Raw genomic sequence first — 15959 nt, 5'->3', positions numbered from 1 at the left:
ATTTAAAATTACGATAGTTTGTTAGGTATGAAGCTAATTAAGGATAGTATGTTAAAGCGCGTTGGTTTAATTATGGGTGCTGTATTGCTAAGCATAGTATTGCTTGGCTATGTATTTCGTTTGCCATTATTACAATGGGCTGTAGCGCCTGCGCTTGAAAAAAGGGGCGTTACTTTAAATTGTTTAGACTTTTCGCTTACCAGCAAGCTAAATGTGCATGTACAAAAAGCGTGCTTGAGTTACCAAAACCAAGAGCTTGTAGTTACAGGCATTACCGCAAATACTCGCCATGTTGAAATTAAACATGCGGCGCTTAATATAAATCCACTTCCTCAAAGTGATAAAGCAAGTAGCCCTGCAGCAATTTTAGATTTAGCCCTGCCCGAAAAAAGACCAACAATTACAGTTGAGCAACTAAGTATAAACAGTGAGTTTTTAAATCAACCTCTAATGCTAAGCATTAAGGAGCCTAAGCTTAACCAATTTGTAGTAAGTGGTGACTTAAGTGCTAGCGCAACGCTTTACAATAATAAGGTACAAGGGCAGTTTAAAGTTAATGATGGATTGCTTAAACAGTTACTTAAAACAGATAACGAGCTTTTAAATGGGCTTAGCTTTAATGCAGCGCAGACATTTAGCTTTAACGGGGTAGAGGCTAGCCTTACTGGTGATCTACAAGCCCAGTATAACTATAAAATACAAAGCTGTGATATAACAAACAGCTCAAAAGGAGTGCTAAGCGCTGCGTATAATTTAAATACCCAAAAGCTTTCACTTGACCCAAGCAAGCTTAAAAACAATGTAACGCTTGGTAATAACTGCCAATTTCTTATTCCTGAAGGTGACTACAAGGCCTTTGCAGTTAAGCAACTTCCCCTTAATTGGCAGTGGGCTTTACCTAAACCAATAAGCCTAGTAGATAATAATTTAACCTTGCCGTTAATAACGCTTACAAGCGATGAGCAAAGCGAGCAAGAGATAGACATAACTTTTACAGATACGTTTATAAATATAGCTACACCGTTGCAAAGTGCGCGCACGCAGCTTAAAGCGCAGCTACACACTGATGATATAAAGGCTGTAGTGCTAAATATGCAGCTTGAAAACGCACAACTAAGTGGCAATTACGATATTGCGCTTCCCGCTTTGCCTGAATTTTTACCGGCTGATGCTAATAATGTAAAAGCCGCAGGGGATTTTACACTTACTCAACTCATTGACTCTAAACCCATAGGTAGATTAAGTACTACATTTAGCTTTGACAAAGCCGTTGCTTATGGAACTACTATTAATGCTTATACAGGTAAGCTAGTGGCAAATATGAGTGAAAAGCTCGATGCAAACGTGGTTTTAAAAAGTGAGTTTAAAAGCGCTCAATACGATGAGTATAAGCTCACTGGCATTAATAATACCCTCAGTGTAAAGGCAAACTTAGACGTGGGTGAGTTATTTGCTCATTTATCAGCGAATACCCAAATAAGTACACTGACAAGCCCGAGCATTAATTTAGAAAATATAAACGTAGATTCAAAGGGCGTTCAAAGCAGAGCGCTTAAGGCGTCTCATCATGTATTTGTAAACGGTATAGAGCTGGTGGCTAATCACCATATTTCAAAAGTAGAACACCCGTTTGAAGTAATAATCCCGCAGCAAAATGTACTTTCGCTAAATTCAATTATTAGCCAATTTGAGCCGTTAGCTCAACTCACTAAAGGCGAGTTTGGTGGGCTAATTAGTGGCGATGTTAACTTACAAAAAGCCAATTTTAATTTAACTGTTGATGATACCAGCGCGCTTTATAACGATTACTTAGCTAATCAGTTTAGGACGCAACTTAGTGGGCAATATGATTCAGGACAGCTTAATGTTGAGCCTACTACCTTTAACGTTAATGAATTAAGAGCGGGCGCGGTAGTTAATAATATTAATGGCAAAATAAAAGTGGTAAACAATAGCGCACAAGCATTTGATATAAATGGCAATGTATTTGGTGGGGTATTTGAATTAGATAAATACTCGCTTTTAAAATCGCAGCAAACAGCTAATGTTACGTTTGATAATGTTGATGCCAGCAAATTAATAACGCTTGACGATAAGTCGGGTATTACCCTAACAGGTAGGCTAAAAGGGACGTTGCCATTTTATTTTGATGAAACAGGGGTTGAGGTAAAAAATGGCAGCCTAGCCAATCAAGGCCAAGGGAAGCTTATTATTAGTAATAACGCAGCATTTGACTCTGTTATGCAACAGCAACAAGAACTACAGCCTGTACTGAGCTTACTTAAAAACCTTGATATACAAAAACTTAATAGTACAGTAGCACTTAAAAGTGATGGCTGGTTAAATTTAGGTGTTAACTTACAAGGCTTTAATGAGCCACAACAGCAGCAAGTTAATTTTAACTATAATCATGAAGAAAACGTGTTTACGCTACTAAGAGCGCTAAGGTTAAGTGACGAAATAACACAAAAAGTTGAGCAGCAATATTCTCAAAAAGGAAACTAATGATGAAAAATTCGTTAAGCATTAAGGCGATCATTGCCCTTGCTGCTATTAGCGCATTGAGCGCATGTACACACAGAGTAGAAGTAGCAGCTAAAGAGCCAATAACTATCAACCTTAATGTAAAAGTAGATCACGAAATTCGTGTAAAGGTGGATAAAGAACTCGATACCCTGTTCAGTGACGACAGCGAATTATTTTAGGAGCTAAATGATGACTATAAAAAATAAATTAAGTATTGCCACTTTAATTGGTGCAGTGTATATGTCGTTTTCGGCGTGGGCGATTAGTTTAGATGACGCTAAAAACCAAGGCTTAGTGGGTGAGAACAGTTCGGGTTATTTAGGCTTAGTTGTACAAAATAGCGAGGCGAAAGCCGTTGTCGAAGAAATTAACGCAAAGCGCAAAGCTCAGTATTTAAAACTAGCTAAGAAGAACAATTTATCACTCGCCCAAGTAGAAGCACTCGCAGCGGCTAAAACTATCAAAAAAACCCAAAACGGTCATTATGTTGAAGTAAATGGCAGTTGGGTTAAAAAGTAATATATTAACTGTGTTACTTAAAAACCGAGCGGTTATGCGCTCGGTTTTTTTATGCCTTCTAAAAGCTGCTGCCAAAAGTCGATACCTTTTCGCCTAGCAAGTTTAATATTGTGCTCAGGAATAGATTCTGGCTCGTCATAGCTTTCAAGCGCTTCGCTCATACTTAGTTCGCGGATTAAATGCAGTGTAGGGTAGGGAGCTCGGTTTGTGTAATTTGCGGCATCATCTTCGTCGCTGTCGGCAAATACGTAGTCAGGGTGAAAATTAGCAATTTGATATTTCCCTTCAAAGCCTTGTGCAACCAGTAGCGCATTGGCTAAATCAACTAAATCCAAAAAGTCTTCAAAATCGCTAAAGCCTTTATCAAACAGTATTAGTGTGGTTTCACGCTCTGGGTTTTGATCAAGCTGTGTGCATTGCTCAAGCATATCCATTACCGCATCATCAATTTTTACTGCTGGGCTAAGCACATAATGAATGCAGTTGTTCTCAACTTCTTTGCGGGCAAATGGGCAAAAGTTATACTTTACAATAACCGACGATACCCACTCACGGGTTTGAGTAATAGCTAAATTGGTCATGCTTTTGGCTCTAAATACTGATTAATTATAGTTAATGTTTTTTTAATGGCGCCCTGGTTTCTTAATACGCACTGCTGCGCTTTATTCCCTAAGGTTTGGCAGGCTTTAGTGTTTTGGCTTAAATTAATTAATTGTGTAGCAAGCTCATCGGTATTTTCAACAACCACAGCGCCTTTTAATTTTATAAGCTCAGGATATACATGATCAAAATTATACGTATGTGGGCCAGTTATTACACCAACTGAAAAAGCTGCAGCTTCAAGTGGGTTATGCCCGCCGCGGCGAATTAAACTACCGCCTACATAACTTACATCACCAGCCCCATATAAACATTGCAGCTCGCCAAGTGTATCGGCCAATAGTACGTGCTCATTTTGATAGTTATTGTTGCTGCGACGACTAAAGCTAAGGGGGCTTTGAGCTAACGTGTCGGCTACTTTATCAAACTGTTCAGGGTGTCGAGGGGCAATAACTAAAAGTGCATTTGGGTATTTTTTTAATAGTTGCTGGTGGGCATTTAATATCATTTCGTGTTCAAGTGGATGAGTAGAGCCTGCCACCCATACAAACCGCTCTTGAGTTTTATATTGTGCTTTAAGGTTTGCAACTGAGGCTAGCTGCTCATTGCTTGGATTTATATCAAACTTAATTGAGCCTGTAACATGGCTTTTTGAGGGGGTTAAACCTAGCTCAATAAACCGCTCGGCATCTTTTTTATTATGACTTGCAAGTACCGCGATTGAACGCATAATTATTTGCGTTAGCTTAGCAACCTTTTGATACCCTTGTTGCGATTTTTCGCTCAAGCGAGCATTAAGTACCAGTACAGGAATATTTTTTTTATGGCTTATTGCCATTAAGTTTGGCCAAAGCTCGGTTTCTAATATGCATAGTGCTTGTGGGTTTATACGTTTTAAAAATCGAGCGGTCGAAAAAGGAAAGTCCATAGGTAAATAACTACACGCCACGGTATTTTTAAATTGATTAATTATTTGCTCGCGCCCGGTAGGCGTATTGCAGGTAATAAGTATATTGAGCTGCGGGTGTTGTTTTTGCAGCGCTTTAATAAGTGGTGCAGCTGCAAGCACCTCACCTACAGAGGCGCAGTGCACAACTAACGGTTTGCCTTTACTTGTACATAAGCTTTTGCTCACAAAGCCAAAACGCTCTTTAAAGTGTGCGCGGTAGCCTTTGTTTTTTTTACCTCTTAAAATATATAAGTAAAATACAATCAGCGGGCTAATTAAAATTAATGCGAATGAGTAAAAAATGCGTGCCATACTGAACTTTTATTGAGGTAAGTGCCCTTAGTTTAACGCGAAAGTGATAATTTCTGAACATGTGAAGCACTAAATTATGCTCCAGTTCAGCTATATTCCTATAAAATGCACACAACTAAATAAAACTGTGGAATAATGGATTTAATTTTTTCCTGCCATTTCAGTTCCTAGAGGAATTTTTCATGTCAATTATCGATTCTGTGGCAACAAGCTACGTTGAAAGTTTAAACCGTCATCAAGCCTTATTTGAAACGATGGAGGCTTATCATCAAGAGTCTATGCAGTTATTAGAAGCATGCCATAGTGCATTACAAGCTGGTGGTAAGGTTATTTGGTTTGGTAACGGCGGAAGTGCAGCGGATGCTCAGCATTTAGCGGCCGAATTTGTAGTACGTTATAAATTAGAGCGCGGACCGCTTGCGTCTATGGCACTCACAACCGATACGTCAATTCTTACTGCGCACAGTAACGACTACCATTTTGATACCGTGTTTGAGCGCCAAGTTCAGGCGCTTTGTAAACCAGAAGATTTAGTCATTGGTTTAACAACCTCAGGTACCAGTGCAAATATTAATTTAGCACTTGAAGCCGCCAATAAAATTGGGGCATTTACTGTTGCATTAACAGGCCGTGATGGCGGAAAAGTAAAAGATATTGCCAAGCTGCCAATTATTATCAAAAACGATGAAACAGCACGCATCCAAGAGGCGCATATGTTTATTGGCCATTGGTTATGTGAAGCCATAGATATGGTTGTTGCGGAGCAGCAGTAATGGATTTATCGTTATTAAAAAACTTATCTAAAGCACGTATTTTAGTGGTGGGCGATGTAATGCTTGATCGCTACTGGTACGGTGACACTGGGCGTATTTCGCCAGAAGCGCCTGTACCTGTTGTTAAGGTAAGTAAGTTTGAAGACAAAGCCGGTGGCGCAGCCAATGTTGCTAAAAACATTGCTAGGCTTGATGCCAAAGTAGGACTCCTTGGCTTAATTGGCGAGGATGAAAGCGGGCAAATTTTAGAAAATATTTTAAAAGGTGAAAAAATAAGTTCACAACTTGTGAGTGTATGTGATTTACCGACTATTTCTAAAATGCGCGTTATTAGCCGCCATCAACAACTTGTGCGCCTTGATTTAGAAGAGACATTTACTGAGCAGCATAGCCAGCTGTTATTAAATCGCTTAGAGCTGGTGCTTGATGAGTACGACTTTGTAGTGTTTTCTGATTACAGTAAAGGCTCACTCAGTTTAATTAAAGAAATGGTGAGTATTGCAAAAGCGGCGGGTAAAACCGTGCTTATAGACCCTAAATCGCCAGACCTACACTTGTACGAAGGTGCAGACTACATTACGCCTAACTTGCATGAGTTTAATTTAGCAGGTGGTAAAACCGGCTCTGAAGAAATTTTAGCGCAAAGTGCCCGTGAGTTGATTAGTAAAAATGGTATTAAAGCCATGCTACTTACACGCTCAGAGCAAGGTATGTCGTTAATTAATGCCGATGAAAAACACGACTTTGCAGCTCAGCAGTTAGAAGTAAGCGATGTGACTGGCGCAGGCGATACGGTAATTGCAACTTTGGCTGTAATGCTTGGTGCAGGTATGGCCCCTAAAGATGCGGTAGAAATTGCCAATTTAGCTGCGGGCATTGTGGTAAGTAAACTGGGGGCAGCTACAGTGTCACCAGAAGAGTTAAGCCAAAAGTTAGGCCAATACTTACACACCAATGGAGAGCACTACCAAACTCCGTTTGATGATGTACTGCAGCATATTGAGTTTGCAAAGCAAAACGGCGAAACCATTGTATTTACCAATGGTTGTTTTGATATTTTACACGCAGGCCACGTGCGCTACTTAGCACAAGCTAAAGCGCGTGGAGATAGGCTTGTTGTAGGGTTAAATAATGATGAATCTATTACCCGTTTAAAAGGCCCTGAGCGCCCAATAAACCCACTTGATGAGCGCGCAATGGTATTAAGTGCACTTGCCTCTGTTGATTGGGTAATCCCCTTTGGCAGCGCTGAGGAAAACGACACGCCAGCTAAATTAATCGAGCAAATTAGCCCTGATATTTTAGTAAAAGGTGGCGATTATACTGTAGAGCAAATAGCCGGGGCCGATCATGTCCTGCGCCATGGTGGAAAAGTAGAAGTGCTGACGTTTTTAGATGGTTGCTCTACATCAAAAGTGATTAGTAAAATAAAGCAGTGATGTAGATATTTGTTTCAAATAAAAAGGGTTGAAAACTGCGTTTTCAACCCTTTTTATTATTACGCATACAATTTTTTAAAAGTTATATTCGTACTTAGCAAACGCTGATGTGTCGTTTTCAGCGCCATCATTGTTTGATGCAAAAGCGCCCAGTGTTAAACGTCCACCCATTGCAAGCTGTCTGTAACGCAGTTCAACCTGTTTTGAGTTATAACCCGTTTTAGTAATTGTATTACCTAAATCTGGATTACTAGGATAGCGGTCACGATTATCGCTGTTGTAATCAACACTACGAAGCTTTACTTGCCAGTCATCGCCGTTTGAAAGTTGACCAAGCACTGTTAATACCACTGATTGTGCATCGTTATCAAAGGTTGAACCTATGGTGCGTCCATGGTAACGATAGCCCGATTTATAATCTGTGTGTTCGTAATAGCAGTTTTCATTGTTTGATTCTGCTGAGCAAGATACACCTGTGTCTATGTATTCTACGTTCACGAGTATATTTTGGCTGTAAATACGTTGGGTCGTTTGTACACCAAATAAGTAAGCGCGATCGGCTGGTTTGAATTGAGAGCTGGCATCTTCGCCAATTGTACTGGCATAAATGGCATACGGGTGACTAAATAAGGTATCAGACCAACGAACGTCAATACCGGCAAGCTGATTACCTATCTTAGAATCTAAGGCACTATCGCAGCTGTCATTACCATCAGCACAGAGCGTTTGTCCAGTGATAACATCAATAAAGTCACCTGCTGAGCTTGGTTGACCTTCACCGGCCCACTGCGCAGACCAGCTTAAGGCAACTTCAAGCTGTTGGACAGGGCGGAAATTAACACGGCTACTCCAAAGTAGCGCATCAGGTATTACACGGGTTGATTCTAGCTTTGCCATTTGGGCGGTAAAGCTCCATTGACCAAGCCAACTTAACCAAGGCGTTTCAAATGCCGTGCTTTGCTCACGCGTAACACTAAAGGCAGGTAAAGGCTTAGCATTACCCGACATGATTAAGCTATTATCAACACCGGGTCCCCAAAACTGTTCTACTGCGCCAGCTCTAAAAATCCAATTCCCTAAGCGATATGCTAAATAGCTATCGTCAAGAGAGGTGTCATTACAATCTTCAAGCGCTTGATCATTTGCGGCTATATCATCTATTGTTTTGCCATCAACTAAGCATTGCTTACCGTCATTTCGGTAGTTTATAGCAACTTTAGCTGCAAAATTATCACCAAGGTAGGCGTAAGCTGCTGAAAGCTCAGATTCTTGTGTGTTGGTGGCCCCAAAACTGGTGGCTACAATTGGGTCTGATGCGGCAAACGCAGAAAGTTGCACACTGTGCGAGCTACTATTTTCTGATTTATAACGGTGTTTTACGCGAAGAAGAGCATCCTGTAGGCTTGGTGCTAACAATTCAAGCTTGGTAGATTCAACTTCGCCAATAAAGCTTTTCCACATTAGTGGATAGGTGGTTACGGGCGCTAAAATAACACCAGCATCAGCGAGCTGTTGAATATCGGCTCTGAGACCGTAGTCGTCTGGTTTTACCCAGGGCTCTGCTGTTACTGATGCGCTCATAGCGCAAAAAAGAGAAGAAAGTAGAAAGATTCTATTTCGCAAAGTTCAGATCCTTGTGATTGAGATTGCGACTAAGTTTACCAACCTCGTGCGGCTATTGCAGTAAATAATCAAAAGAATAGCGTTAATTTAATGTATAAAAATGTAACCTATCTATCGCAAAAACTAAGGTGTTGATATACTGCTGTACAAATAGGAAATAGAGAATGCAATGAGCAATAAACGACTTATATTTATACCCGTATCATCACCGCAAGGAATTGGTGAATACATGCGCTCGTTGTTGTTAGCTCAAAGCCTTGAAAGCGAATGCTCAAATCCCCTTGATATACATTTTATTTTAAATAAGCATGCTGTTTACGCAAAAAGCTGCCCATTTGACACAACTTTACTTGAACATTCGCCAACAAAAGAGCTTGATAAGGTATGTCGATTTATAACGGAATATAAACCAGATGTTGTAATCTTTGACTGTGCAGGGCGCGCTGCACATATGAAGGCGGCTAAAAAAGTCGGCGCAAAAGTAGTGTTTATTTCTCAGCACGCAAAAAAACGTGCTAAAGGCTTAAAACTTAATCGTATTAATTTAATAGATAGTCATTGGGTAGTGCAACCCGATTATTGTATTGAGCCACTTAGCTGGGCAGAAAAAACCAAAATAGATATGTTTTCGCTAGCTATGCCCCAAAATGTGGGGCCTTATATCGCGTTTTCTTCAAAGCAACAAACTCAGCAAGTTTTAGATAGTTATAAACTCGACAAAAAAGATTATTTTATTGTTAGTGCAGGATCTGGAGGCCATATATTCAATGGCGAAAATTGCGCAGATATTTTTTTTGCTGCTGCAGAGCAAGTATCGGCTAAGACAGGGTTAAAGGGTATAGTGATCTTTGGCCCTAACTATAGTAAAACTTTACCAAAATCGAGTGCCGTAATTAGTCTCCCAAGTATGAATAACAGTGAGTTTTTATCGCTGTTGGAACAAGCTAAATTTGCACTATTAGGTGCAGGCGATACCCTATTGCAAGCTATTGCTGTGAAAACTCCTACTGTTGCTTGTGCTATTTCAAAAGATCAGAATGACCGTCTAACTAGCTGTGAAAGTACAGGTGTAGTACTTAAAGCTAGTTTTGATAAAAGCGACATTGTGAGTAAAGTAAATGATCTACTTTTAGAGCCTCATTTTGAAGAGCTTTTAAATAAATACTCTCAGTTTGAAACCGCACAAGGATATAAAGTTATTACCCAAGGTGTAAAAAAAATGCTGATGGAGGCAAAATAGTGAATGTTGTAATCGTAATAGATTCTTTAGCGGGTGGCGGCGCTGAAAAAGTAATGCTTACCCTTGCCGAGCAGCTTATTAAGGATCATTGTGTAACCATATTGTCTTTAGCTAATAAATTTGAATATACAATTCGTGAGCAATTAAAGGTTGAAAGTTTATTTTCTGATAAAGCGACTAAAGTAGACCGTTTTTGGAAGATAAATAAAAGCGTAGCAAAGTTAGAGGCCTGGTTTAGTTCTAAACAGCAGGAAATAGGCGCGATAGATTTAGTGCTTTCAAACCTTGATAGAAGTAATAATTTACTCGCTAAAAGTGCAGTTAAAAATGTGCATTTTATTATGCATAACTCAGTAAATGCAGAGCTTGCGAGGCAAAAAAAGTTAGGGCCGTTTTCATATCGCTATCTTAAAAAATCAAAGCAAAACTTAAATGGTAAGTCACTAGTTTGTGTATCAAAAGGGGTAGAGCAAGAAATCACCCAAGGCGATTTAATTATGCCAAGTGCAATAACCACTATTTATAATCCATTTAATTTAGAAGATATCAAGCGCCAGTCTGATGAGCTTAATACGAAAATCCCAAACTCTCCTTATTTAATTCATGTGGGTCGTTTAGCTAAGCAAAAACGCCACGATATTTTATTTAAAGCATTTGCAAAGCTTGATAAGAAATACAAATTGGTACTTTTATGTAATAAACCAGCAAAGGCATTTAAGCTTGCAAAAGAGTACGGCATTGAAGAACAGCTGATTGTGCCAGGGTTTGAGCAAAATCCTTATAACTGGATTAAACACGCGCAGGCGCTAGTTTTAAGCTCTGATTTTGAGGGGTTTGGTAACGTTTTACTCGAAGCACTAGCCGTAGGTACGCCTGTAGTAAGTACTAACTGCACCTTTGGACCAAGCGAAATATTAACTGGCGAACTGGCTAACTACTTAGTACCTATAAGAAATAGCGAACAATTAGCACTTAAAATAAAGCAAGTTTTAGCAAATAAACCTAATGTAGAAAATGCGGAAATTTTGCAAAAAGTGAGTGCTGAACACGTTGCCCAGGAGTATTTAGCTTTACGTCGTTAGTTTTTGTTTATAAAGAGTATGCAAAGTTTCCCAGTCGTTACTTTGCCAGTAAAAGTTATTATTACGGCCTTGTTCTTTTAAAAATGAACGCGCAAGGCGAGCTATATTAGCTTGCTGCCACTGTGCGTTTGGCTGCTTAATTTCACCTCGGTCAAAATCGATAATATATACGTCGTCTTTATCATTAAATAAAATATTATTGATATTTAAATCGGCATGATACACCCCTTTTTTATGAAATTGCGCAATAGTGTTGGCTATATTTTCAAGCTCACTACTATTTAAAGGACGCTCAATTAAAATGTCGAGTAGGCTTTTAGCGCCGCTTATGGCTTGTGTAATTATATCTCCTCGGTAAATCAAACCACTTTGAGATACTTTAGCTGCAATGGGCTTTGGCACATTTAGGCCAAGCTCAATAAGTTTAATCATTAAGCTAAACTCTTTATACACTCGGGTGCTTTCAAGGCCTGGATAAAAGTATTGATCGCTTAATACCTTGCCAACCAAACCGCCACGCCAATAATGCCTAAGTACAGCGGTTAAATTATCGTGTTTAAAAAACCATGCTGTAGCACGACCTTTTTTAGCGCCTACTATTTTATTTTGCTGTTGCCAATAATTTGCATCAAACCAGTTTATATCAATAAGGTTAAAATAATCTGGGTGGCTTAAAATAGTGTGCTTGCCTTGCGTTAGTGTTTTAAACATAGCTCGTTAAAATAATTCAATAAGAGGTCTATATTAACGTGTTTTATGGCGCAGGATAAGTGCTTGCATTAACGCGAGTATAATTTAAGATCCCAGCATACTTATTTAAAGCCTAACGGAATGCGTGACTCAAGTGCCTAATTACTCCTCTATTTGTATTTTAAGACTCTCTGCTATTGGTGATGTATGTCATGCGGTGAGTGCTGTTCAAGCAATTCAAAAAGCGCACCCTAATGCAAAAATAACGTGGGTAATGGGTAAAATAGAAGCCATGTTACTTGCTGATTTACCAGGTGTTGAGCTGGTGGTTTTTGATAAAAAACAAGGTAAGGATGCACTAAAAAAATTAAAAAACACCTTTAAAGGCAAGCAGTTTGATGTACTTCTTAATATGCAAGTGGCAATAAGAGCAGGCTTTGTTGCGCGCTGTATTCCGGCAAAAGTAAAATTAGGCTTTGATTGGTCCCGCTCAAAAGAGCTGCACAGCTTATTTATAAATAAACGTATAGCCCCACAGAATGAGGCACACGTATTAGAGGGCTTTAAAGGTTTTGCCAATGCAATTGGCGTAGATGATTATATGCCTTCTTGGCAGATGCCTTATAGCGCACAAGATCAAAGCAAAGCCGATGAGTTATTAGGGCAAGAGTATTTAGCCAACAAGCTATTTGTTATATCACCAGCTGCAAGTAAAGCTCAGCGTAATTGGTTGCCTGAACGCTATGCCGCACTTGCTGATTACGCGAACGAGCAGGGTTTTAACGTTATTTTAACGGGCGGACCTACCGAGCTTGAAATTAACTTAGCAGACAATATTATAAAACACTGTAATAGTCCTATTTTAAATCTTGTTGGTAAAACAAAACTTAAAGAGTTGTTATGCGTTTTAAAAAGAGCTGATTTAGTACTAGCCCCAGATACCGGCCCGGCTCACATGGCGGTAACCGTTGGCACGCCTGTTATTGGTTTATATGCCCACTCAAACCCAGCACGCACAGGCCCTTATTTATATCAAGACTACGTAGTTGAGGTTTATCACCAAAATTTACTCAAACAAACAGGTAAAACTGCGCAGCAAGTACCGTGGGGCACCCGCGTTAAAGGTGACGATTTAATGAGTCAAATAACCATAAATAGCGTTAAAGCAATGTTCGACCATGTTGTAAAAAAAGAGTCACTGTGATGAGTTTACAACAAAATAAAGCGCTTTTTTTAGACCGTGATGGGGTTGTAAATGTAGATCACGGCTACGTATATCAAAGTGAAAAGTTTGAATTTATTGATGGTATTTTTAGCACCTGTAAAAAATTTTATGATGCGGGCTATAAAATTATAGTTGTTACAAACCAATCAGGCATTGGGCGTGGTTATTATACCGAGGCTGATTTTATAGCGCTTACCCAGTGGATGAAAACGCAATTTAGTAACCACGACATTAAAATTGCCGATGTCTATTTTTGCCCGCATCACCCTAAAAAAGCGTTGCCCGAATATTTAAAGCAATGTGATTGCAGAAAGCCGGCCCCTGGAATGTTACTACAAGGAATTAAAGAGCATAACATCAACCCCAAGCACTGCATTATGGTTGGCGATAAACTTAGCGATATGCAAGCTGCAAAAAAGGCGCATATTGCTACACGCGTTCTTGTACGTTCAGGTCAATGCTTTGATGAAAACGCAAAGCAACACGCTGACTTAGTAATTGATTCAATAAATGATTTACCTGCGTTTATAACCCTATAACCCTCACCTGTTTATTCGCGTGTAAAGTGGCAGGAATTCCTGCCAATTCGCATGTTTTCTATAAACTGCAAACCGTGCATTTTACTCATGAAACTTTTACAATACCCACCATATTAAACAGTACCTGTTTACCCGTTCAATTAAATGGAGACCACAGATGAGAGCATCTGCTTTTTTTAGCCAGCTACAGCAGCAAATTGAAGACGTAAAAACCGAAGGTTTGTATAAAAACGAACGTATTATAAAGTCTCAGCAACAAGCAGAGATAGAAGTTGCATCAGGCAAAGTAATCAACTTTTGCGCCAATAATTACCTAGGTTTAGCCAATAGCCCAGAGCTAATTAAAGCAGCTCAAAATGGGTTAGACGATCATGGTTTTGGTGTTGCATCGGTACGCTTTATTTGTGGCACACAAGATATCCATAAAACACTTGAACAAAAAATTAGTGGTTTTTTAGAAACTGAAGATACCATTTTATACTCTTCTTGTTTTGATGCTAACACAGGCTTGTTTGAAACAATTTTAGGTGCGGAAGATGCCATTATTTCTGATTCATTAAATCATGCATCAATCATTGATGGCGTACGCTTATGTAAAGCTAAGCGTTTTCGTTATGCAAACAACGACATGGCCGATCTTGAAAAACAACTTATTGCTGCAGACGAAGCCGGTGCTAAAACAAAACTAATAGCCACTGACGGCGTATTTTCAATGGACGGCGTAATTTGTAATTTAGAAGCCGTGTGCGATTTAGCCGATAAGTACGACGCACTTGTAATGGTTGATGACTCTCACGCGGTTGGCTTTGTTGGCGAAAACGGTAAGGGTACACCTGAGTACTGTAACGTACTTGACCGAGTAGATATAATCACTGGTACTCTAGGTAAAGCACTCGGCGGCGCATCAGGTGGTTACACCTCTGGTAAAAAAGAAATTGTTGAATGGTTACGCCAGCGCTCTCGTCCATACTTGTTTTCTAATTCACTAGCTCCTTCGATTGTTACAGCATCTATTAAAGTACTAGAAATGCTAGAAAATGGCGGTGAACTTCGCGCTAAACTTTGGTCAAACGCTAAATACTTCCGTGAGCAAATGGAAGCTGCAGGCTTTACCTGTGCAGGTAAAGACCATGCAATTATCCCTGTTATGTTAGGCGACGCTAAAGTGGCATCACTGATGGCTGATAAATTACTTGCAGAAGGCATTTATGTAACTGGTTTTTCATTCCCAGTTGTACCAAAAGGCCAAGCCCGTATTCGTACGCAAATATCAGCAGCGCATAGCATTGAGCAATTAGATACCGCAATTTCTGCCTTTACCCGTATTGGTAAAGAAATGGGTGTTATTTAAATTTTTTATAAACCGAGGCCAGTCCTCGGTTTTTTAGTTGAGTGTTAATGATGAAAGCATTATCTAAATTAAAAGCAGAGCCGGGTATCTGGATGACAGATGCGCCAAAACCAGAAGTTGGCCATAACGATCTGCTTATTAAAATTCGCAAAACGGCTATTTGTGGAACCGATGTCCATATTTACAAATGGGACGAATGGGCAAGTAAAACGATTCCTACTCCTATGGTAGTTGGCCACGAATATGTAGGTGAAGTGGTTGATATGGGACAAGAAGTTCGTGGTTTTGCTGTTGGCGACCGCGTATCTGGCGAAGGCCATATTACTTGTGGGCATTGTCGAAACTGCCGTGCTGGGCGTGTTCATTTATGTCGTAATACCACAGGTGTTGGCGTTAACCGCGAAGGCGCTTTTGCAGAGTACCTAGTGATCCCTGCATTTAACGCGTTTAAAATTCCAGATAACATTTCTGATGAGTTAGCGTCTATTTTTGACCCGTTTGGCAATGCTGTACACACAGCACTTTCGTTTGATTTAGTAGGTGAAGATGTCCTTATAACAGGCGCAGGCCCAATTGGTATTATGGCTGCAGCCGTTGCAAAACATGTAGGTGCACGCCACGTAGTAATTACTGATGTAAATGAATATCGGTTAGAACTTGCCCGTAAAATGGGGGCCTCACGTGCTGTAAATGTAGCCAACGAAAAGCTTGAAGATGTAATGATCGATTTAGGCATGACAGAAGGCTTTGATATTGGTCTTGAAATGTCAGGCGTGCCAAGTGCATTTAATTCTATGCTTAATAACATGAATCATGGCGGTAAAATTGCCATGTTAGGTATTCCGCCATCAGATATGGCGGTAGATTGGAACCAAGTTATTTTTAAAGGTTTAGTGATCAAAGGTATTTACGGTCGTGAAATGTTTGAAACTTGGTACAAAATGGCAAGTTTGATCCAATCAGGCCTAAATTTGAATCCAATTATTACGCATCAATATTCTGTAGATGACTTCCAAGCTGGCTTTGATATGATGATTTCAGGTCAGTCAGGAAAAGTAATTTTAAACTGGGATTAATTCCACAAAAATTAC

General features: G+C 39.7%; 15 protein-coding genes. 11 read left to right on the top strand and 4 right to left on the bottom strand.

The genetic code is table 11. From position 1 onward, the window contains the following. The first annotated feature begins 48 nt into the window (after positions 1 to 48). From J8L71_RS12980 to J8L71_RS12970, 3 genes are read left to right on the top strand one after another with little or no spacing between them, the layout of a single operon-like run. Positions 49 to 2505 (top strand): YdbH domain-containing protein, encoded by a 2457-nt coding sequence (locus J8L71_RS12980; protein WP_211000906.1) that lies wholly within the window; start codon positions 49 to 51, stop codon positions 2503 to 2505. Positions 2506 to 2507: 2 nt separating this feature from the next. Beyond that, on the top strand, positions 2508 to 2705 hold the full coding sequence (locus tag J8L71_RS12975; RefSeq protein WP_010556932.1) for a YnbE family lipoprotein: 198 nt from the start codon (positions 2508 to 2510) through the stop codon (positions 2703 to 2705). A gap of 10 nt (positions 2706 to 2715) precedes the next feature. Beyond that, the gene (locus J8L71_RS12970) at positions 2716 to 3045 is read left to right on the top strand and encodes a YdbL family protein (RefSeq protein ID WP_211000912.1); all 330 of its coding nucleotides are present in this window, start codon (positions 2716 to 2718) and stop codon (positions 3043 to 3045) included. A gap of 32 nt (positions 3046 to 3077) precedes the next feature. Here J8L71_RS12970 and J8L71_RS12965 read toward each other — a convergent pair whose 3' ends face one another. Then, positions 3078 to 3626: a DUF1415 domain-containing protein gene (locus J8L71_RS12965; protein ID WP_089346903.1), complete on the bottom strand. Its 549-nt coding sequence runs from the start codon at positions 3624 to 3626 to the stop codon at positions 3078 to 3080. After that, a complete protein-coding gene (gene waaA, locus J8L71_RS12960) occupies positions 3623 to 4906 on the bottom strand; it encodes a lipid IV(A) 3-deoxy-D-manno-octulosonic acid transferase (protein WP_211000905.1) in 1284 nt (427 codons plus the stop codon). Before waaA ends, J8L71_RS12965 begins: the two co-directional genes overlap by 4 nt. Before the next feature lie 182 nt (positions 4907 to 5088). On the opposite strand from waaA, the gene J8L71_RS12955 reads away from it, so the two are divergent. Both J8L71_RS12955 and hldE read left to right on the top strand, forming a co-directional pair. After that, a complete protein-coding gene (locus J8L71_RS12955; RefSeq protein WP_211000904.1) occupies positions 5089 to 5679 on the top strand; it encodes an SIS domain-containing protein in 591 nt (196 codons plus the stop codon). Next, positions 5679 to 7118 (top strand): bifunctional D-glycero-beta-D-manno-heptose-7-phosphate kinase/D-glycero-beta-D-manno-heptose 1-phosphate adenylyltransferase HldE, encoded by a 1440-nt coding sequence (gene hldE, locus J8L71_RS12950; protein WP_211000903.1) that lies wholly within the window; start codon positions 5679 to 5681, stop codon positions 7116 to 7118. Before J8L71_RS12955 ends, hldE begins: the two co-directional genes overlap by 1 nt. A 75-nt stretch (positions 7119 to 7193) precedes the next feature. On the opposite strand, the gene J8L71_RS12945 is transcribed toward hldE, so the two are convergent. Beyond that, positions 7194 to 8699, bottom strand: coding sequence for a capsule assembly Wzi family protein (locus tag J8L71_RS12945; protein ID WP_211000911.1), 1506 nt, complete (start codon positions 8697 to 8699; stop codon positions 7194 to 7196). A gap of 211 nt (positions 8700 to 8910) precedes the next feature. Here J8L71_RS12945 and J8L71_RS12940 point away from each other — a divergent pair, with 211 nt between their 5' ends. Continuing rightward, on the top strand, positions 8911 to 9981 hold the full coding sequence (locus J8L71_RS12940) for a glycosyltransferase family 1 protein (RefSeq protein ID WP_211000902.1): 1071 nt from the start codon (positions 8911 to 8913) through the stop codon (positions 9979 to 9981). Next, complete coding sequence (locus J8L71_RS12935) at positions 9981 to 11063, top strand: glycosyltransferase (protein WP_211000901.1); 1083 nt, start codon at positions 9981 to 9983, stop codon at positions 11061 to 11063. The genes J8L71_RS12940 and J8L71_RS12935 overlap by 1 nt, the downstream gene beginning before the upstream one ends. Here J8L71_RS12935 and J8L71_RS12930 read toward each other — a convergent pair. Beyond that, the gene (locus J8L71_RS12930) at positions 11052 to 11774 is read right to left on the bottom strand and encodes a 3-deoxy-D-manno-octulosonic acid kinase (protein WP_211000900.1); all 723 of its coding nucleotides are present in this window, start codon (positions 11772 to 11774) and stop codon (positions 11052 to 11054) included. The two genes, J8L71_RS12935 and J8L71_RS12930, sit on opposite strands and share 12 nt — an antisense overlap. Before the next feature lie 124 nt (positions 11775 to 11898). Here J8L71_RS12930 and J8L71_RS12925 point away from each other — a divergent pair, with 124 nt between their 5' ends. The 4 genes from J8L71_RS12925 (at position 11899) to tdh (ending at position 15944) form a co-directional block, all read left to right on the top strand. After that, positions 11899 to 12957: a glycosyltransferase family 9 protein gene (locus J8L71_RS12925; RefSeq protein WP_211000899.1), complete on the top strand. Its 1059-nt coding sequence runs from the start codon at positions 11899 to 11901 to the stop codon at positions 12955 to 12957. Next, positions 12957 to 13517 (top strand): D-glycero-beta-D-manno-heptose 1,7-bisphosphate 7-phosphatase, encoded by a 561-nt coding sequence (gene gmhB, locus J8L71_RS12920; protein WP_211000898.1) that lies wholly within the window; start codon positions 12957 to 12959, stop codon positions 13515 to 13517. Before J8L71_RS12925 ends, gmhB begins: the two co-directional genes overlap by 1 nt. A gap of 157 nt (positions 13518 to 13674) precedes the next feature. After that, entirely contained in the window at positions 13675 to 14868 is a 1194-nt protein-coding gene (locus J8L71_RS12915; protein ID WP_211000897.1) for a glycine C-acetyltransferase, read from the top strand. A 50-nt stretch (positions 14869 to 14918) separates the two neighbouring features. Then, positions 14919 to 15944, top strand: a complete 1026-nt coding sequence (gene tdh / locus J8L71_RS12910) for an L-threonine 3-dehydrogenase (protein ID WP_211000910.1) — start codon at positions 14919 to 14921, stop codon at positions 15942 to 15944. Positions 15945 to 15959 lie beyond the last annotated feature (15 nt).

Source organism: Pseudoalteromonas sp. MMG007 (genome assembly GCF_018100985.1).
Lineage (GTDB): Bacteria > Pseudomonadota > Gammaproteobacteria > Enterobacterales > Alteromonadaceae > Pseudoalteromonas.
This window is presented reverse-complemented; position numbering and strand designations above follow the sequence as displayed.